This window comes from Phenylobacterium sp. (assembly GCF_044371015.1).
Classification (GTDB): Bacteria; Pseudomonadota; Alphaproteobacteria; order Caulobacterales; family Caulobacteraceae; genus Phenylobacterium.
In genome coordinates this window covers 1-17,577 of record NZ_JBILUK010000044.1, presented here as the reverse complement: position 1 = coordinate 17,577, position 17,577 = coordinate 1, and the positions used below count along the sequence as shown (strand labels likewise).

At 68.2% G+C, this 17,577-nt stretch carries 19 protein-coding genes and 1 pseudogene; 10 read left to right on the top strand and 10 right to left on the bottom strand.

Features of this window, described 5'->3' with window-relative positions; genetic code table 11:
• A partial coding sequence (locus tag ACIQ3R_RS05910; protein ID WP_397416183.1) for an SIS domain-containing protein occupies positions 1 to 845 on the bottom strand: 845 nt, incomplete at its 3' end.
• Complete coding sequence (locus ACIQ3R_RS05905) at positions 842 to 1,087, bottom strand: hypothetical protein (protein ID WP_397416181.1); 246 nt, start codon at positions 1,085 to 1,087, stop codon at positions 842 to 844. The genes ACIQ3R_RS05910 and ACIQ3R_RS05905, both read right to left, overlap by 4 nt.
• A 101-nt stretch (positions 1,088 to 1,188) precedes the next feature.
• Between ACIQ3R_RS05905 and gpmA the strand changes: the two genes are divergently transcribed.
• The gene (gpmA, locus tag ACIQ3R_RS05900; protein WP_397416178.1) at positions 1,189 to 1,899 is read left to right on the top strand and encodes a 2,3-diphosphoglycerate-dependent phosphoglycerate mutase; all 711 of its coding nucleotides are present in this window, start codon (positions 1,189 to 1,191) and stop codon (positions 1,897 to 1,899) included.
• Here the strand turns inward: gpmA and ACIQ3R_RS05895 are convergent.
• Positions 1,883 to 3,172 carry a serine hydrolase domain-containing protein gene (locus ACIQ3R_RS05895; RefSeq protein ID WP_397416176.1) on the bottom strand — a complete coding sequence of 430 codons (1,290 nt, stop codon included), beginning with the start codon at positions 3,170 to 3,172 and terminating at the stop codon, positions 1,883 to 1,885. The two genes, gpmA and ACIQ3R_RS05895, sit on opposite strands and share 17 nt — an antisense overlap.
• A 155-nt stretch (positions 3,173 to 3,327) precedes the next feature.
• On the opposite strand from ACIQ3R_RS05895, the gene ACIQ3R_RS05890 reads away from it, so the two are divergent.
• On the top strand, positions 3,328 to 3,756 hold the full coding sequence (locus ACIQ3R_RS05890) for a bifunctional diaminohydroxyphosphoribosylaminopyrimidine deaminase/5-amino-6-(5-phosphoribosylamino)uracil reductase RibD (protein ID WP_397416174.1): 429 nt from the start codon (positions 3,328 to 3,330) through the stop codon (positions 3,754 to 3,756).
• A gap of 14 nt (positions 3,757 to 3,770) precedes the next feature.
• On the opposite strand, the gene ACIQ3R_RS05885 is transcribed toward ACIQ3R_RS05890, so the two are convergent.
• Positions 3,771 to 4,223 carry an Hsp20 family protein gene (locus ACIQ3R_RS05885; protein WP_397416172.1) on the bottom strand — a complete coding sequence of 151 codons (453 nt, stop codon included), beginning with the start codon at positions 4,221 to 4,223 and terminating at the stop codon, positions 3,771 to 3,773.
• A 208-nt stretch (positions 4,224 to 4,431) separates the two neighbouring features.
• On the opposite strand from ACIQ3R_RS05885, the gene ACIQ3R_RS05880 reads away from it, so the two are divergent.
• The 3 genes from ACIQ3R_RS05880 (at position 4,432) to ACIQ3R_RS05870 (ending at position 7,053) form a co-directional block, all read left to right on the top strand.
• Positions 4,432 to 5,274: a class I SAM-dependent methyltransferase gene (locus tag ACIQ3R_RS05880; RefSeq protein ID WP_397416170.1), complete on the top strand. Its 843-nt coding sequence runs from the start codon at positions 4,432 to 4,434 to the stop codon at positions 5,272 to 5,274.
• A 67-nt stretch (positions 5,275 to 5,341) separates the two neighbouring features.
• On the top strand, positions 5,342 to 5,656 hold the full coding sequence (locus ACIQ3R_RS05875; protein WP_397416168.1) for an SCP2 sterol-binding domain-containing protein: 315 nt from the start codon (positions 5,342 to 5,344) through the stop codon (positions 5,654 to 5,656).
• Positions 5,653 to 7,053 (top strand): alpha/beta fold hydrolase, encoded by a 1,401-nt coding sequence (locus tag ACIQ3R_RS05870; RefSeq protein ID WP_397416166.1) that lies wholly within the window; start codon positions 5,653 to 5,655, stop codon positions 7,051 to 7,053. Before ACIQ3R_RS05875 ends, ACIQ3R_RS05870 begins: the two co-directional genes overlap by 4 nt.
• A 6-nt stretch (positions 7,054 to 7,059) precedes the next feature.
• Here the strand turns inward: ACIQ3R_RS05870 and hisN are convergent, their stop codons facing one another.
• Both hisN and ACIQ3R_RS05860 read right to left on the bottom strand, forming a co-directional pair.
• Positions 7,060 to 7,860, bottom strand: coding sequence for a histidinol-phosphatase (hisN, locus tag ACIQ3R_RS05865; protein WP_397416164.1), 801 nt, complete (start codon positions 7,858 to 7,860; stop codon positions 7,060 to 7,062).
• Between the two features lie 33 nt (positions 7,861 to 7,893).
• Positions 7,894 to 8,271, bottom strand: a complete 378-nt coding sequence (locus tag ACIQ3R_RS05860; protein WP_397416162.1) for a helix-turn-helix domain-containing protein — start codon at positions 8,269 to 8,271, stop codon at positions 7,894 to 7,896.
• Between the two features lie 118 nt (positions 8,272 to 8,389).
• Between ACIQ3R_RS05860 and ACIQ3R_RS05855 the strand changes: the two genes are divergently transcribed.
• On the top strand, positions 8,390 to 9,304 hold the full coding sequence (locus tag ACIQ3R_RS05855) for a lysophospholipid acyltransferase family protein (RefSeq protein WP_397416189.1): 915 nt from the start codon (positions 8,390 to 8,392) through the stop codon (positions 9,302 to 9,304).
• Between the two features lie 3 nt (positions 9,305 to 9,307).
• Here ACIQ3R_RS05855 and ACIQ3R_RS05850 read toward each other — a convergent pair whose 3' ends face one another.
• The 3 genes and pseudogenes from ACIQ3R_RS05850 to ACIQ3R_RS05840 all read right to left on the bottom strand — a co-directional run bounded on the left by ACIQ3R_RS05850 (position 9,308) and on the right by ACIQ3R_RS05840 (position 11,614).
• The gene (locus tag ACIQ3R_RS05850; RefSeq protein ID WP_397416160.1) at positions 9,308 to 9,532 is read right to left on the bottom strand and encodes a DUF2093 domain-containing protein; all 225 of its coding nucleotides are present in this window, start codon (positions 9,530 to 9,532) and stop codon (positions 9,308 to 9,310) included.
• A 28-nt stretch (positions 9,533 to 9,560) separates the two neighbouring features.
• A pseudogene (gene xseA, locus ACIQ3R_RS05845) lies at positions 9,561 to 10,972 on the bottom strand (exodeoxyribonuclease VII large subunit).
• 135 nt (positions 10,973 to 11,107) lie between these two features.
• On the bottom strand, positions 11,108 to 11,614 hold the full coding sequence (locus ACIQ3R_RS05840) for a GcrA family cell cycle regulator (protein WP_397416158.1): 507 nt from the start codon (positions 11,612 to 11,614) through the stop codon (positions 11,108 to 11,110).
• A 214-nt stretch (positions 11,615 to 11,828) separates the two neighbouring features.
• Between ACIQ3R_RS05840 and ACIQ3R_RS05835 the strand changes: the two genes are divergently transcribed.
• On the top strand, positions 11,829 to 12,641 hold the full coding sequence (locus ACIQ3R_RS05835) for an ABC transporter permease (protein ID WP_397416187.1): 813 nt from the start codon (positions 11,829 to 11,831) through the stop codon (positions 12,639 to 12,641).
• 76 nt (positions 12,642 to 12,717) lie between these two features.
• On the opposite strand, the gene ACIQ3R_RS05830 is transcribed toward ACIQ3R_RS05835, so the two are convergent.
• Positions 12,718 to 13,407, bottom strand: coding sequence for a PEPxxWA-CTERM sorting domain-containing protein (locus ACIQ3R_RS05830; protein ID WP_397416155.1), 690 nt, complete (start codon positions 13,405 to 13,407; stop codon positions 12,718 to 12,720).
• 262 nt (positions 13,408 to 13,669) lie between these two features.
• On the opposite strand from ACIQ3R_RS05830, the gene ACIQ3R_RS05825 reads away from it, so the two are divergent.
• The 3 genes from ACIQ3R_RS05825 to ACIQ3R_RS05815 all read left to right on the top strand — a co-directional run bounded on the left by ACIQ3R_RS05825 (position 13,670) and on the right by ACIQ3R_RS05815 (position 17,466).
• A complete protein-coding gene (locus tag ACIQ3R_RS05825; RefSeq protein ID WP_397416185.1) occupies positions 13,670 to 14,851 on the top strand; it encodes an aspartate aminotransferase family protein in 1,182 nt (393 codons plus the stop codon).
• Entirely contained in the window at positions 14,848 to 15,786 is a 939-nt protein-coding gene (argF, locus tag ACIQ3R_RS05820) for an ornithine carbamoyltransferase (RefSeq protein ID WP_397416152.1), read from the top strand. The genes ACIQ3R_RS05825 and argF overlap by 4 nt, the downstream gene beginning before the upstream one ends.
• 78 nt (positions 15,787 to 15,864) lie before the next feature.
• Positions 15,865 to 17,466 (top strand): serine hydrolase domain-containing protein, encoded by a 1,602-nt coding sequence (locus ACIQ3R_RS05815; protein WP_397416149.1) that lies wholly within the window; start codon positions 15,865 to 15,867, stop codon positions 17,464 to 17,466.
• Positions 17,467 to 17,577 lie beyond the last annotated feature (111 nt).

Below are 17,577 nucleotides of genomic sequence, written 5' to 3'. Positions count from 1 at the left end.
GCGGCCAGCATGGTGGGCGGGGCGGTCTTGCGGGGGCCGAGGGTCATGACCTCGCCAGCGACATGCTCAAACAGGCCCTCGATATGGCGGCGCAGGTCGCCGTCGGTGATGGCGCCGATCAGGCGGCTGTGATCGTCGATGACGCCGACAATGCCCCAGCGCTTTTCGCTCATCACCAGCAACGCCTCGCGCATGGGCGTATCGCGGCCAACAAGCGGGAGTTCGTCGTCGGCATGCATCAAGTCGCCCACCGTGCGCAGCATGGCGCCTAGCTTGCCGCCGGGGTGCAGTGCTCCGAAGTCGCTGGGCTTGAACCCGCGCCGCTCCAGCAGCGTAACCGCCAGCGCATCGCCGAGCGCCATCTGCAAGGTTGTCGAAGTGGTCGGCGCGTTCAGCGCGTCGGCGGCCTCGGGCGTATTGGGCAGGGTGAGCACCACCTCGGCCGCGCGGCCGAGCGCGCTATCGGGTGCGGCGGTTATCGCCACCAGTGGAATGGCGAAGCGCTTGGCGTGGGCGATAATGTCGGCCAGTTCGCGGGTCTCGCCAGTCTTGGACAGCGCCAGTATGAGGTCGCCCGGTCCGATCATTCCGAGATCACCGTGGCTGGCCTCGGCGGGATGGACAAAGATCGCCGCCGTGCCCGTCGACGCCAGCGTGGCCGCGATCTTGCGCGCCACGTGGCCTGACTTGCCGATGCCGGTGGCCACCACGCGACCGCTGGCGGCAAACAGGAGATCGACTGCGGAGACGAAGCTCCGATCCAGCCCGTCGGCCAGACGGGCGAGCGCCTCAGCCTCGGTGCGCAGCACCCGGCGGCCGACCGCCAAGGGATCAGCGCCGCTCATCGTGTGACGTCAACGGCCTGGTTTTGGATGTTGCGCAAGGCCGCGCGCGCCTGTTCGGCCCGGCGCATCGAGGCTTCGTGCTGGCGCTGCATACGGGCCTGCATCTCCGGCGTCCGCTGAATCGGTTCGTGACCGAACGGGGCGGGCGAGCGGTCGCCTAGCCCCTGCGGCCAGACCAGCCCCAGCCCGACCACGGCGACCGCAGTCAAGGCCAACAGTGGCAGATAGAGGCGATCCAGCATCCGCCTTCCTTAGCCCGCGGCGACGGCTTGCGAAACCGGCTTCCCCTAAAGCGCCGCCCGCGCTAGCCGAGGTCCCGTCTCTTAACCTGGAGCCCGATGCCTTGCCCACCCTGATCCTGCTGCGCCACGGCCAAAGCCAGTGGAACCTGGAAGACCGCTTCACTGGCTGGGTGGACGTGGACCTCACCGCCCAGGGCGAGGCGGAGGCGCGCAAAGGCGGCGAGCTGATCAAGGCCGCCGGGATCGCCATCGATCGGGTGTTCACCTCGGTGCTCACCCGCGCCATCCGCACGTCCTGGTTGGCGCTCGGCGCGGCCGGTCAGGCGTTCGTGCCTGAGGTGAAGGACTGGCGGCTCAATGAACGGCACTATGGCGGCCTGACCGGCCTCAACAAAGCCGAGACGGCGGCCAAACACGGCGAGGATCAGGTGAAGGTCTGGCGCCGCTCCTACGATGTGCCGCCGCCGCCGCTGGTTCCCGGCGGGGAGTTCGATTTCTCGATGGACCGGCGCTACGCGGGCCTCGATCTGCCCTCAACCGAAAGCCTGAAGACCACCCTTGTCCGTGTGCAACCCTATTGGGACGCCGAGATCGCGCCCTGCCTGAAGCGCGGCGAGACCCTGCTGGTGGCGGCGCACGGCAACTCACTTCGCGCCATCGTCAAGCTGCTGTTCGGCGTGTCGGACGACGACATCGTGCACGTCGAGATCCCGACCTCGAACCCGCTGGTGATCGAGCTGGACGCCGCCTTGAAGCCGATCGCAGCGCGCTATCTCGACGGCAGCCGCGCCACCGCTATTCCGCCGATCTAAGGGCTCGGCGCGGTCGGGTCCACCGGCCGACCGCAATTCCGGCGAGCACGATCACCAGACACCCGATGGCGAGGGTCGTGAGCGTCTGACGCGCCTCTGCGGTGATGACGAGGGTGTCGACCTCGCCTGACTGCCAGAACACCCACTCGCCGGCGATCTGCGTGGCCAGTGAGGAGTGGCCCGTCTCCAGCACCACGATGCCGTCTCCGCTCGCGGGATCAAATCGCGCTGCGGTGTTGATCGCCGGCTCGTTGTCGCCGTCGTGGCCGATGATGTGGCCGCCGGCCTTTGTGGGCGCATAGAGGATGACGCCCAGCCCCCAGATGTCGGCGCCCAGCTCCCGGGCATGAGGACGGCGCATCTCCTCAAGGGTCTGCGGGCGCAGGACGCCGCGCCCGGGCGCGGCGCCGCTCGGCCCCGGCAGGTGCGCCTGGATCAGCCGGGTGAGGTCGGCCACGCTGGTGTAAAGCGAGGCTGCGGCGGTGGCCGCGAACCGGTAGTGGATCGCCGGCTTGCCACCGACGTCATAGAACGGCGCCAGGTTGTTAACGCCGCCCTCGGGCAACGCAAACGTCGAGCGCGACATGCCGAGCGGCGACATCACCGCGCGCCGCATATAGGCGTCGAACGTCTCGCCCGTGACGTCCTCGATGAGCAGCTGCAGCATGGTGTAGCCGCCGCCGGAATAATCCCAACCCTCGCCGGGAGATGCGCCGACCCGCACGACGCCGTCCCGACCCGGTGAGGCGTCGGCGGCGCGGGTGAGGGACTCCGGCAGCGACTGTATGGGTTCGCCGGGCCTGAAACCCGCATAGCCCAGTCCGTCGGTGAGGCCGGCGGTGTGGCTGAGGACGCGGCGCACCGTGACCTGGCGGTGATCGAAGTCGCTGGGCGGCAGCTTCCAGCGCTTCAGGTAGGTCTCGATGGGGGCGTCCAGGTCCACCTGGCCCGCCTCCACGAGGGTCATAACCCCCAGCGCCGTGACCCATTTGCCCATGGAGGCGACCTGGAAGAGGGTGTCGCGATCCACCGGCTGGCCGATCGAGACGAAGCGTCCGTCCACTGGCTGTCCGCGCTCGATCAGCTGAAAGGCGAGGTTTCCGGGCTTGCCCGCCTCGATCATCCGCGTGGCGGCCGCCATGAAGGCGGGCGTGTCGCCGCGCGGCGCAAGCGGCTGTCGCCACCACCCTTCGAGGGTCCCGACCAGAAACACTCCGGTCCAGATCAGAAGCGCCACCAGCGTCGCCAGGGCAATTTTGATCAGCCTGCGCATGCCGGCTCCGGTTCCAGGATAGGGAACGGCAGCATCCGGGCCGCGCGGCCCGTTGTCTATCGCGGTTCGGTCAAAATGGGTGCGCCGTCGGTGAACGGCCGTCGGGAACCGGGCGGGTCCTTCCCCGGCGGCGTCCGGACCTTCATCATGGCGGCATGTCTGACGCCACACACATGCGCCGCGCCATCGCACTGGCCCTCGCCCAGGTGGGCCGCACGGGCGACAATCCCGCGGTGGGCTGCGTGATTGTGAAGGGCGGCGAAGTGGTGGGCGAGGGCGCCACCGGCGATGGTGGTCGGCCCCATGCCGAAGAGGTTGCGCTGTCGGGCCTCGACGCCCGAGACGCCGATGTCTTTGTCACGCTGGAGCCCTGTGGCGAACGCAGTTCCGGCGGGTTGTCCTGCTCGGAGCGACTGGTCGCGGCGCGGGTAGCTCGAGTCGTGATCGCTGCCGCGGACGCCTCGGTTTTCGCGGATGGGCGCGGTTCGGCGCGGCTGCGGAATGCTGGGATCGCGGTGGAATCCGGCCTGCTGGCCGAAGAAGCCCATGCGCTGTACGCCGCCTACCGCCCGGCCGGGCGATAGGCGGCGCGCGCGGCTTACGCTGCCTTGTGAGCTTCGATCAGCGTCGAGGCGCCGTTGGTGATGGCAACCGTGCGGGGCTTCAGCGCCTCGGGCAGCTCGCGGCGGAGCGCGATGGAGAGCAGACCGTCGGCCAGGTTGGCGTCGGTAACGATCACGTAGTCGGCCAGCTGGAACCGGCGCTCGAAGTCACGCTCGGCCAAGCCCCGGTGCAGGAAGCGGCGGGACTCGTCGTTGGCGGCCTTGCGGCCGGTGACGGTGAGCAGGTTCTCCTTCACCTCGACGTTTAGTTCATCGGGCCGGAAGCCCGCGACCGCCACATCGATGCGGTAGGCGTTCTCGTCGGTGCGCTCGATATTGTAAGGGGGATAGCCAGCGCCGGAGTCGGCGGCTGCGGTCTCGAGCAGCGAGGCCATCCGGTCAAAGCCCACGACGGAGCGATAGAGGGGCGAAAAGTCGATCGTACGCATCAGGTCACATCCTTCTTTCAAAGCAAGGTTGCGGTTCGTGATGGATCCGACGGTCCGCATTCGGCCCCGCCATGATCCAGACGGCCCAGACATCCGGCGCCGCTGAGCAAGAGTTAGGTGGCGACTCGTGAGGATCAAGCCCTTACCAAACGAAGGTTCGGCGCCTACCTTAAGCCGATCAATTCAGCTCTGGAGACAGATCCCCCCGATGCTCCGTTTCGCCACCGCCGCCGCGCTTGCGCTCATGATCGCCGCGCCCGCCGCCCCGGCCTTCGCCGCCGACGCCAAACTCGCCGCTGCGGTTGCCGGTTCGCAACGTGGCGAGGCGCACAAGGCCCGCGATCCGGCCCGCCGCCCAGCCGAGACGCTGACCTTCTGGGGCCTCAAGCCCAATCAGACCGTGATCGAACTGTCGCCTGGCTCCGGCTACTGGACCGAGATCCTGGCGCCCTATGCCAAGGCCACTGGGGGCACCTACGTGGCCACCGCAGCTGACCTCGCCAATCCGAACCTTTCGGAGGCCGCGAAGAAGGGCCGCGCCGATTTCGAGGCGCGCTACGCCGACACCGAGAAGTTCGGCAAGATCACCTATGTGGGATTCGGCCCGGTTTCGGGCCCGCTCGGTGCGCCGGGATCCGCCGACATGGTCATCACCGCCCGAAACCTGCATAACTGGGCGCCGAATCCGGCGTTCCTAGATCGTGTTCTGAAGGATTCTTTCTCCGTCCTGAAGCCCGGTGGGGTATTTGCTGTCGAGGAGCACCGTTCCGACCCAAAGCCCGACCTTCCGGGTTACTCCAACGGCTATATGTCCGAGGCCGCGGTGATCGCCGCAGTCGAAAAGGCTGGCTTTAAGCTAGCGGCCCGCTCGGAAATCAACGCCAACGCCAAGGACACCAAGGACCATCCCTTCGGCGTTTGGACCCTGCCGCCGATCCGCCGCACCGCTCCGCTCGGCCAGCCGTCGAACCCCGACTTCGACCGCACCAAGTATGACGCCATCGGCGAGAGCGACCGCATGACCCTGCGGTTCGTGAAGCCTAAGGCCTGACGGTTTACAGCCACTTCCCGTGGGGCGAAGCTCGGTCTTTCCGAGTCGCACGTCACAGGCGAGGGGCATGGCCACGCTGGACGAACTGACCGAGCGAATTCGGCGCGCGGCGGCTTCTGGGCCGCCGCTGGGCCGGTCGGTCAAGCTTGACCTTCGAGGCGAGGGCCTGATCCGGCTCGATGGCCAAAGGGTCAGCAACGACGATGGCCCTGCCGATCTGGTGGTCAGCGTCACCCGTGCGGATCTTGAGCGGATGGGCAAGGGCGAACTCGACCCCGTTCGCGCCATGATGACCGGCCGCATGAAATTGTCCGACATGAGTCTCGCTCTCAGCCTCAAGACCGGCATTCAGGCACTCTTCGAACGGTCGGTCGTGCCATGAACGGCGACTTCGCGCGACTGATTGACACGCCGGGCGATCCGGTCCCGCCAGACGCCGAGCCCAGGTGGATCACGGCGGCTGATGGCCTCAAGCTGCGCGCGGCCCTTTTTCCGGCGACGACGGCAGCGCCGCGCGGGTCGGTCGTGCTGTCCGGCGGCCGGACCGAGCCGATTGAGAAGTACTTTGAGACCATCGCCGATTTCCGTAGGCGCGGGTTTGCCGTGCTCGCCCACGATTGGCGCGGGCAGGGCCTATCAGGTCGCGAGCTCCCGGATCCCTTGAAGGGGCATGCCAACGGCTGGCGGCCGTTCCTGGACGACTACCGACAACTGCTCGACGCCTTCGAAGACCGCTTGCCCAAGCCGTGGATTGCCGTGGGTCATTCGATGGGGGGGTGCCTGACGCTGCTGGCGCTGGTTGAAGGCGAGACGCGGGTCGCCGGCGCAGTGCTCTGCGCGCCCATGCTGGGCCTTCAGACCGGCAAGTTTCACCCTCTGGCGGCGCGCGCTCTCACCACGTTCAACCAGGCCATCGGTCGGGCGGACCGTTTTGTGCTCGGCCAGCCGGGCGCGCCCTATGATGACACGTTCGAAGGCAACGCGCTGACTCACGACACCGCCCGCTTCGCCCGCTATCGCGCGCAGGTCCGGACCGAGCCGGCGCTGGCGCTTGGCGCGCCGACCTATGGTTGGCTGGACTTCGCCATACAGGCGACCTCGCGGCTGGCGCAACCCCATCGCCTGTCCCGGGTGACCGTTCCGGTCGAGATCGTCTCGGCCGCAGAAGATGCGCTGGTGGACAATGCGGCCCAGGCGTACGTGGCCCGAAACCTTCCAAACGGAGGCTTCACTGAGGTCTCCGGCGCCTATCACGAAATCCTGATGGAGACCGACGACATGCGGAACATCTTCCTGCGCGTATTCGATGCGCTGACCGGCAAGACAGCCCCCACGTCCACCGCGCCGACCGCCGCGCCTGAACCGGCGCCTTCGGCGGCCGCCATTGTCGAAGCTGCCCCTGCTCCGGCGCCGACCAAGCCGAAGGCGCCCGCAACCGCCAAGGCGACACTGAAGCCCAAGCCCGCCGCGAAGCCGAAAAAGACGCCTGCCGAGACCAAGTCGGCTCCAGCGAAGGCCGCTCCGGCCAAGGGCCCGACGAAACCCAAGGTGGCCGCCAACCAGAAGGGTGCGGCGAAACCCTTGGCCAAGGCAAAGTCAGCAGCGGCGCCGAAGGATTCCAAGCCGGGTTCGGCCAAGCCTGCGCCAAAGGCTCAGGCCAAGCCGCCCACCAAGGCTAAAGCGGCCACAAAAGCTGCAGCGGCGCCCAAGGCCGCCGTGAAGTTGGCGGCTAAGCCGAAGACCGCGCCAGGGCCAAAAACGGCCAAGCCCAAAGCCTGATCCAAGTCAGACTGCCGCCGGTCGGAGCGCCTCCAGGGCGGCGTCAAGACACGCCCGGTCGCCGGCGATGGCGATTTGGCCGCCGGACGGCCCTACTGGCCCGCCTCGCCAGTCTGTTACCAGCCCCCCGGCGCCCTCGACCACCGGGATCGCGGCGTCAATGTCCCAAGCCTTGAGGCCGGCCTCGATGACCAGGTCCATCGTGCCCGCCGCCACCATGGCATAGGCATAGGCGTCACAGCCCAGGCGCGCGAGCCGGGCGGCCGATCGCACCTGGCGCCAGGCTGCGAGTTCTGGCGGGGTGAAACAGGTCTCCGGATCTGTGGTGGCGATGAGCGCGCCGGAAAGCGCCGGGCAGGCGCGTGCCCGCAGGGGCCGGGAAGCGCCTTGGCGTATCAGTCGGCTGCCGCCCGCCTGACCCAGATAGATTTCGTCCAGGAAGGGTTGAGCGATCGAGCCAAGTACGGGACGCCCCTCATGCCGTAGTCCGATCAGCACGCACCAAAGCGGCAGGCCGGCAATGAAAGCCCGCGTGCCGTCCACCGGATCCAGCACCCAGACCCACTCGGCGTTTGGTCGGTCTTCGCCGTACTCCTCGCCGATTACGCCGTGGTCGGGATAACGCGCGGCGATCAGCGTACGAATGGCGCGCTCGGCGCCCCGGTCCGCCTCGGTGACCGGGTCAAAGCTCTGAGCCAGTTTGTTGGTGAGGCCGTGGTCGCCGCGAAACAGCGGCAGGATCGCTCCGGCCGCTGCGGCGTTGAGTTCAAGCAGAAAGGGCTCCAGGGCCGTCAGGTCAGGTCGCATGACCTTATTGGATAGCCCGGTCGGGGCTCGAGCTTAAGCCTCGATCTCGCCGTTCATGGCCTTGGCCAGGTCCAGCAGACGCCGACGCGGGCGTTCACCAAGCTGGTAGTAGGCGTGGATCAGGTCCTGGGTTTCCTTACTGGCCATGGTGTCGTTGGAGGACGACGCCTCGCAGTCGAGGCCTTCGCGCTCGTCGCGGATCAGGCCTTCGTAGAAGTAGCTGACGGGTACTTCCAGCACTTCAGCCAGTTGCCAAAGACGTGCGGCCGACATGCGGTTGGCTGCGCACTCATATTTTTGGATCTGTTGAAAACGCACGCCGCAAGCGTGCGCCAGTTCCTGTTGGGTCAGGCCCAGCAGGCGGCGGCGGCGGCGGAGGCGGCGGCCCAGGTGGGTGTCGATCTCGTCCATGGAATCCCCGACCATGACTTCCCTTTGTCCCGGTTCGGGACGTGCGAGTTGAGCCATCGCAATTGCCACGCCAGTTGCCTCCATTGCGAAAGGCCGGTCACCGCGCTTAGGAAGCTTGATGGCCGCGCCTAATCAGTCATACGCCGTGAAATGGCTTTGGATGCTTGAAGCCATGGGCTTTGATGTCGCAGTTACCCTAGCGCGCCTATTTCCCATTGATATTGTTTCGAATTTTGGGGCGCGATGTTTTGCCGCACTGGGTCCATTAACCTCTGCGCACCAAGTCGCGGCCAAGAATCTGCGGATCGCTTTCCCAGACGCGGACGAGGCCGAGGTCAAGCGCCTTCTGTCCGCTCAGTGGCGGGAGTTTGGTCGGGTGATGGCGGAATTTCCGATCCTCGACCGGATCGCCGCCGACCCATCTCGGATCGAAATCGAAGGTGCTGAACGGCTCGCAGAGATCGCGGCGGGAGCCGGCCCGGTGGTTTTCGTTTCCGGCCACTTCTCCAGCTTCGAGCTGATGCCAGCCGCCATCGTGCGCGCCGGCGCCCCCTGCCAGATCACCTATCGGGCGATGAACAACCCGATCGTCGATGCCAAGGTGCGGGCCAACCGGTTCCGCTATGGAGTGCGCCTCTTCGCCCCCAAGGGACTGGAGGGCGCGCGCGAGCTGATGCGGGGGCTAGAGCGAGGAGAGTCGGTCGCCTTGATGAACGATCAAAAGTTCAACGGCGGCGTCGCTGCGCCCTTGTTCGGCGTCATGGCCCACACCGCGCCCGGGCCGGCGACCTTCGCGCTGCGCTTCGGCATTCCGTTGCAGCCAATGAGCGTCGAGCGGATTGGGCCCGGCGCACGGTTTCGGGTGATCGTACACCAGCCAATCCAGCTGGAAGACACTGGCGACCGTGATGCAGACGTCGCCGCCGGCGTCCGGCGCATCAACAACTTCATCGAAGAGCGCGTGCGGGCGCGGCCAGAGGAATGGTTCTGGGTCCACCGCCGCTGGCCGGGGGAGGTCTATCGGGAAGACTGAACCTCACCCCTTGGGATGGGTCTCCAGCCAGCGCTTGGTCGCCTCGGGGGGCCCGGCATAGGCTTCCTGGAGTTCGGCGCTCCAGTAGCGCAGATGCTCCAGAGGAATCTTCGCCCCCGTGACGGCGCACTGCACATAGCGGCCCGGGCGCAGCACCGCATAGTCGGCATCGCCATAGTGCAGGCGGGCGAGTTCGGATCCGCCCAGGTCCCGGTCGTGTGCGTTCATGAGCGCCCTTGTAGCGCGCGCCTCGCCGTCAGAACAGATCGCCCTGCGACGGCGGGGTGGGGCGGGATTTCGGGCGGACGCCGGGCGCAGCCCCGCCGTCGATCACGGCGCGGCGTGTGGCTCGGTCGGCGAAGGTTATGTCCACCGCCTGGCCGACACTGAGTTTGGCGCCCGCGCGGACCAGATCCCCGTCCGACGTCGAGACCCGCGCAAAGCCCAGCGCCAGGGGGCGATCCGGGTCGGCCGCGGCATGCAGGCGCGAGAGCGCGGCCAAGCGATCGGCAGACCGCTCCAGGCGCCGCCGCGCGGCGGGCTCCAGGCGCGCTGCGACGGCCGCCAGTCGGTCCCGCTGCACGCCGATGGGTCGCTGAAGCAGCAGAGGCGTCACCCGCGAGGCGACCCCGGCCAGGGCGCGCTCGTGGATCGCTAGATTGCGGGCCAGGCCGGCCGCCAGGCGCCCCGCGACCAGATCGAACCGCTGCTCCGCCAGCCGCAGAAGGTCGGGGGTGCGGCGCAGGGACCGTTCGGCGGCAAGGATCCGCGCCCGTCGATCCTCCACCAGTCGCCCGCCGGCGCGATGCAGTCGAGCGTCGAGGTCGGAGAGCTGCGCCCTGAGGTCGGCCAGCACCGGCGTGGCCATCTCCACCGCCGCCGTCGGCGTCGGCGACCGACGGTCGGAGACGAAGTCGATCAAGGTGGTGTCGGTCTCATGGCCCACGGCGCTGATCAGCGGGATGGGGCAGCCGGCGACCGCGCGGGCCAGGGCCTCGTCGTTGAACGCCCAGAGATCCTCCACCGAACCGCCACCTCGCGCGACGATGATCACGTCGGGCCTTGGGATCGCGCCGCCCGCTTCCAGCGCCGCGAAGCCCCGGATGGCGCCCGCCACCTGGCCGGCTGCCGCATCGCCCTGCACCACCACCGGCCAGACCACGACGCGGCAGGGCCAGCGATCGCGGATACGGTGCAGGATGTCGCGGATCACCGCACCGGTCGGGCTGGTGACCACGCCGACCACGGCGAGCATGGTGGGCAGAGGCTGCTTGCGGGCCGCAGCCGGGCCTTCAGACGCTCCAGCTGGGCCAGAAGGGCGCCGACGCCAGCGGGCTCCAGGGTCTCGATGACGATCTGGTAGCGCGAACCCTGCGGATAGGTCGTGATCTTGCCTGTAACAATCACCTCCAGCCCCTGCTCAGGCCGGATCTGAAGGTTCCTCACCTGGCCCTTCCAGACGACGCCGTCGATTGCGGCGCGCTCGTCCTTCAGCGTGAGATAGACATGGCCGTTTGAGTGGTGGGTGACCTTGGAAAGCTCGCCCCGCAGCCGAACGAAGCCATAAGCGTCCTCCAGCGTCCGCTTGAGCGCGAAGGCCAGCTCGGAAACCGAGTAGGCGCGGGCGTTGCCGGGTTCCTCGGTGGTGACGGCTTCAGCGTCGGTCATGCGGCGGAGGCTAGCACGCAAGACGGGTCTGGCCGCTAGCGGAAAGCGGCGCGCCTGGGGGCCGAGACCTTGCGGCTCCTGCCTCCGGACGCGCCGCCCATCCCCAACGGATCAGGCCCGCGCGCTGCGCGGATCTCAGATGTAGCGGCGCAGGCTCCGGGCAAGCTCTGAGGCGCTGGATTTCTTCTTCGACTGGGCGGGCTGGTAGGCCACCATGGCGTGCTCGTGGCAGTAGGGGCCGGTCTCTTCCGAGCGGCGGCCACAGAAGGTGAAGCTGTCGAGCGCAGGATCGCCGATCGGCCACTTGCACATGTGAGCGCCGAGCGTCAGCACCGTGGCGGTGCCGGGCGCCTCATTGATCTGCGGCCGGGGAACCGGGGCCAGGCTCGTCGCCGATACGGGTTCTGCGATGCGGCGCGGGGCCGAGGGCGCCGCGGCGACCGGCCTTGCGGGACGCGGCGCCTTGAACACCGTGCGCTGGGGCTTGGAAGGCGTGGCCCGGCCCGAAAGGCCCAGGCGGTGCACCTTGCCGATCACCGCGTTGCGGGTGACCCCGCCCAGCTGTTTCGCGATCTGGCTGGCGGAAAGCCCATCCTGCCAGAGCTTCTTGAGGAGTTCGACCCGCTCGTCGGTCCAGCCCATGTCCGCCTCCTGCCCCACGATCCAGCGCCCGCCGGGATCAATATGTTGTGGCGACCTGCGTTCCCGCCGCCCACCAGCCACCATCAGTAGTAAACAACTCCCTAACGCCCACAATAGGCGCCCCTGCGCTCATCCACAGGAACTAGATGTTGCGTCCCGCGCAGGCGATCTTGCGCCCGGCGCCTGCTGGGCGCACATCTCCGCCATGAGAGACCTGCCGGACACGTCGTCGCCCATCCTTCCCCCTCAGCCGCGCGCCTACCCCAGGGTGAACTGGGCCGGCCTTTCGACGCTCTACCAGCGTGAAGTGCGGCGGTTCCTGAAGGTGGGGATGCAGACCCTGGCCGCCCCGGTGGTGACGGCGCTACTCTACATGCTGGTGTTCGTCGTCGCCGTCGGCGGCGTCAAGGAAGTGCATGGCGTAGCCTACGGAACCTTCGTGGCCCCGGGCTTGATCATGATGCAGATCCTCGGCAACGCCTTCGCCAATTCGTCTTCCTCGCTTCTGCAGTCCAAGTTCAATGGGCTGATGGGCGATTTCCTGACACCGCCCCTGACCCCGGCCGAACACGTGGCGGGCTTCGGTGCGGGCGCGGCGACGCGGGGCATCCTGGTCGGCGTGGTCAGTCTGGCCGCCATCCTGCCCTTCGCCAGCCTGCCGATCGCCCAGCCCTGGGCGATCCTCTACTTCGGGATCGGTGCAGCGCTGATCATGGCGTTCCTGGGCATCATGGCCGGCCTCTGGAGCGAGAAGTTCGACCACATGGCGGCGGTGACCAACTTCGTCATCATGCCGATGACGTTCCTTTCGGGCACCTTCTACCTGGTCGAGCGGCTGCCGGAGCCGTTCCAGACCCTCTCTCACTACAACCCGTTCTTCTATCTGATCGACGGGTTCCGATATGGCTTCCTAGGGCAGGCCGAGAGCAACCTTGCGATCGGCGCGGCGATGACTGCGGTGCTTGTGCTGGGCCTCGGCTGGGTGTGCCTGCGGATGTTTGACGTGGGCTACAAGATCAAGAGCTGAGGGCGTTCCCCGAAACGCCAAACGCCGCCGCCCCTGCGGGCGACGGCGATCGGTACTCAGGACTGATGGTCGTCGATCAGGCGCTGAAGGCCGAGACCACCTGGTGGCGACGCGCGCGGAGCGCGCCGCCGAGGCCGAAGAAGCCTAGGATCATCATGGCCCAGGTCGAGGGCTCGGGAACCACTGCGCCCGTGTACTCGGCCGAGCCGCCGAACGCGAAACGCGTCCCTACGGCGGCGTTGATGTCGGCCAAGGCAGGTCCGCCAAGGGAGAGTTCACGGAAGGTGTTGGTGTCACCAGAGCTATAGGTGAACAGGCCGTAGCTTGCGCCGGTCTGCAGGTCGTTGTGGGCGTTGGCGTCTGTTCCATTAAGCAGATCGTCTATGTCACCGCCGTAGTCAAACAGTTCGTATGAGTGAGGACCACTGACGGTGTGACTATAAAGTATCAAGCTGGCCGTACTAAAAGCGCCTTGGAGATTGGACAGGTCGAACACGAAGAAATTGTTCAAGTCCGCGCCGACTGTGTCTGGTGCGGGATCATTTGCGCTCCCCGCATAGTAATTGTCGTTGCCGGGATCATGTCCAGTGTTGAGGCTGTACCAGCCTTGGTCGACGGCCTCTACAAGCGTCGTACCATCCAGTTTGAGCACGACGTTGCCGGATGAGCCAAACGAATAGCCGAAGATGTAGGCGTTCGCTGGCGCGGCCGTGAGTGCGAGCGCGCTGGCCGCGAGTGCGCCGCAGAGAAGTCTTGAGAGCTTCATATCGACTTCAATTGATCGTCCCATTGCGGGACGTTTGATCCGTGTCGGAGCGAGTCAAGCATCTGGCGGGCCATCGGCAAACGGATTCGCCTAATGGGCGAGATGGGTTCCCCCAAACTGAGCTACGGTTGACACCGTCACGGCAAATCCCGACAACGCCAAGCCTTCCGGTCCCCGTCGCGCCGCGCCGGGGACGCTTCCGTTTCAGGAGGGCCCTGCCGTGGCCGAGACGACCTCGCCGCCCGTTCCCAGTGATCACATCATGGGTGTCTACGCGCGTACGCCGCTGGCGTTCGAGCGAGGCGAGGGCGCGCGTCTCTACACCGCCGACGGCGAGGCCTATCTGGACTGCATGGCCGGCATCGCGGTGAACGCGCTGGGCCACTCGCATCCCAAGCTGGTGCAGGCGGTGAAGGACCAGGCCGAGAAGCTCTGGCACACCTCCAACATCTTCACGATCCCGGGCCAGGAGAAGCTGGCGCGGATGCTGACCGATCACACCTTCGCCGATGTGGTGTTCTTCACCAACTCGGGGACCGAGGCGATCGAGTGCGCGATCAAGACCGCGCGCAAGTATCACTGGGCGAGGGGCAATCCCGAGCGGATCGACATCATCGGGTTCGACGGCTCGTTCCACGGCCGCACGATCGCGGCGGTCAACGCCAGCGGCAACGAGAGCTATCTGGAGGGCTTCGGACCGAAGCTTCCCGGCTTCGTGCAGGTTCCCTGGGGCGATCACGAGGCGCTGAAGGCCGCGATCGGCCCGACCACGGCGGCGATCCTGATCGAGCCCGTGCAGGGCGAGGGCGGCGCGCGCGCCGTGCCGGACCAGTGCCTCAAGGGCCTGCGCCAGCTCTGCGACGAGACCGGCGTGCTGCTGATCTATGACGAGATCCAGTGCGGCCTGGGGCGCACCGGCAAGCTCTTCGCCCATGAATGGGCCGAGGGCGCCGAGCCCGACATCATGGCGGTGGCCAAGGCGCTGGGCGGCGGCTTCCCGGTCGGCGCCTGCCTGGCCACGGTCGAGGCGGCGGAGGGCATGAAGCCCGGCAGCCACGGCTCGACCTATGGCGGCAATCCGCTGGCCATGGCCGTGGGCCTCGCGGCGATGGAAGAGCTGGTCAAGCCGGAGCTGATGGACAATGTCCGCGCCGTCGCGGGGTACTTCACACAGCAGATCTCGGGCCTGAAGGATCGCTTCCCTGACGTGGTGGTGGATATCCGCGGCAAGGGCCTGCTGATCGGCGTCAAGCTCGCCACGCCCAACCGCGAGTTCATGCAGCACGCCCGCGACCAGCACCTGCTGATCGCCGGCGGCGGCGACAACTGCGTGCGCCTGCTGCCGCCGCTCAATCTGACCCTGGATGAGGCGCGGGAGGCGGTGTCTGCGCTGGAGCGCGCCTGCGAGGCGGCCCGGGCCAAGGCCCAGGCGCTCGTGGCATGAGCGCGGGCGCGCCCCGACACTTCCTCGATCTGCACCGGCTGGACGGCGCGACGATCCGCGCCATCCTCGAGGACGCGAAGGCCCGCAAGGCGGCGCGCAAGGGCTGGCCCCAGGGCCGGCCCGACGCCGACCGGCCGGGCGTGGACCGCACCCTGGCGATGATCTTCCAGAAGAACTCGACGCGGACCCGGTTCTCGTTCGACGCGGCCATGCGCCAGCTGGGCGGCGACGTGATCATCTCCACCGCCGCCGACATGCAGCTGGGCCGGGGCGAGACCATCGAGGACACCGCCCGGGTGCTGTCCCGCATGGTCGATGCGGTGATGATCCGCGCCAACGCGCACGACGATGTGGAGCGCCTGGCTCACTGGTCCGGCGTGCCGGTGATCAACGGCCTGTCAGATCGTGGCCACCCCTGCCAGATCATCGCCGACCTGATGACCTTCGAGGAGCATCGCGGCCCGGTCACCGGGCGCACCCTGGCCTGGGTCGGCGACGGCAACAACGTCTGCTCGTCGTTCATCCAGGCGGCGCCGAAGCTCGGCTTCAAGCTCAACATCGCCACGCCCGCCGTCTACCACCCGGACATGATGGACCTGGCCCGCGCGGCTGAGCTGCAGGGCCAGGTGATGACCACGCACGATCCGCGAGAGGCGGTGCGCGGCGCCGACTGCGTGATCACCGACACCTGGGTCTCGATGGGCGACACCGACCACGACGAGCGGCTGGAGGCTCTGGAGCCCTATCAGGTGGATGAGCGCCTGATGTCCGAGGCCGCCTCCGACGCCGTCTTCCTCCACTGCCTGCCGGCCCACCGGGGCGAGGAAGTCACCGACGCGGTGATCGACGGACCTCAGAGCCTGATCTGGGACGAGGCCGAAAACCGCATCCACGCCCAGAAGTCGATCCTGGCCTGGTGCTTCGGCGCGATCTGAGCGGGCGGGACACGGGCCCCCGACTTCCCTTGCCGGCGCCCCGCCGATAGCCTCGCCCCAAACCTGGGAGGCGGTCGGATGCGTTGGGCGGTGATTGGGGCGTTTGCGGCGCTCGCGACTTCGGCCCAGGCGCAACCTGCGCAGGCCCCGCTCACCGTCGACGGCGTGTTCCAGACCATCAGGCCCGACACCCCCGGCTGCGCCGTGGGCTGGCGGCGGGGCGAGGCGGCGCCGGAGTTCCGCGCCTGGGGCCGGGCGGAGATGGAGCATGCGGTTCCGATCACGCCCGACACGATCTTCGAGGCCGGGTCGGTCTCCAAGCAGTTCACCGCCGCGGCGATCCTGATCCTGGCGCAGGAGGGCAAGCTCTCGCTCTCCGACGACATCCGCAAACACCTGCCGGAGATGCCGGACTACGGCGCGCCGGTCACCGTCGACATGCTGCTGTCCCACACCGGCGGCCTGCGCGACTGGGGCGAGGTGATGGCGCTGGCGGGCTGGCCCCGCACCCACCGGGTCTACACCCTGGCCGAGACGCTGCAGATCTCGACCCGGCAGAGGTCGCTCAACTCTGCGCCCGGCGAGGCCTACTCCTACACCAACAGCGGCTACAATCTGGCCGCCTGGATCGTCCAGCGGGTCAGCGGCCAGAGCCTGGCGGCGTTCACCGAGGCGCGCCTGTTCAAGCCGCTGGGCATGACCCGCACCAGTTGGCGCGACCAGTTCCGCCGCATCACGCCCGGACGCGCCACGGCCTATGCCGCGAGCCCCAACGGCTTCGTCCAGGAGATGCCCTTCGAGAACACCTACGGCCATGGCGGGCTGCTCACCACGGTGGGCGATCTCCTGATCTGGAACGCGGCCCTGACCGAAGGCCGGCTGGGCGAGGGGTTCGACGCGGCCCTGCGCGAGCGGCCGACCGTGGCCGGCGGGCGGCGCATCGCCTATGGCCGGGGGCTGGTGACCAACACCTGGCGCGGCTGGACCGAGATCTCCCACTCCGGCGCCACGGCCGCCTACCGCGCCTGGCTGGCGCGCTATCCGGACCAGGGGCTCTCTGTGGCTCTGCTGTGCAACCGCGGCGACGCCAATCCGGTGCAGATCGGCCGCCGCGTGGCCGAGGCCCTGGGGGCGCCGCCCGCGCCGCCGGAGGCCGCGTCGGCCACCCCGGCCAAGGACCTCGCCGCCCTGCCCGGCGTCTATGTGGAGGATCGCACCGGCCAGGTCGTGCAGATCGCCGCCGATGACCGCACGATCGGCGTCCGCGGCGGGTCGGCGCTCCGCCGGGTCGGCGAAGGCCGCTATCGCGGTCCGGACGCCGACTTCCTGTTCACCGCCAACCAGGTCGAGCGGCGGGGTCCGGATGGCGAGTCCGTCACCCTGGCGCGCAGGGCCCCGGCCGATCCGACGGCGCCGCTGCCGGACGGCGTGGTCGGCGCCTATTCCAGCCCGGAGGCGGGCGCGGTGCTCTTCGCCGCCGGGCGCGAGGGTCGGCTGGTGCTCACCCCGGCCGACCGGCCGAGCGCGCCGATGGTGCTCCAGCCCCTCTACGCCGACGCCTGGTTCGCCGACGGGGTGCTGGCGCGCCTGCTGCGCGGGCCCGACGGCGCGGTGACGGGCGTCCGGCTCTCCAGCGGGCGGGTCTGGGCGCTGGACTTCCGACGCGTGCCCGGCGGCTGAGTATCCCCGCAACCCGCGCTCCTCCCTCCACCCCCTTTCCCCCCTCCACCCCCGTTCCCCCTCCACCACGCTGCGCGTGGTTCCCCTCCCCCGTTGGGGGAGGATGGTCCT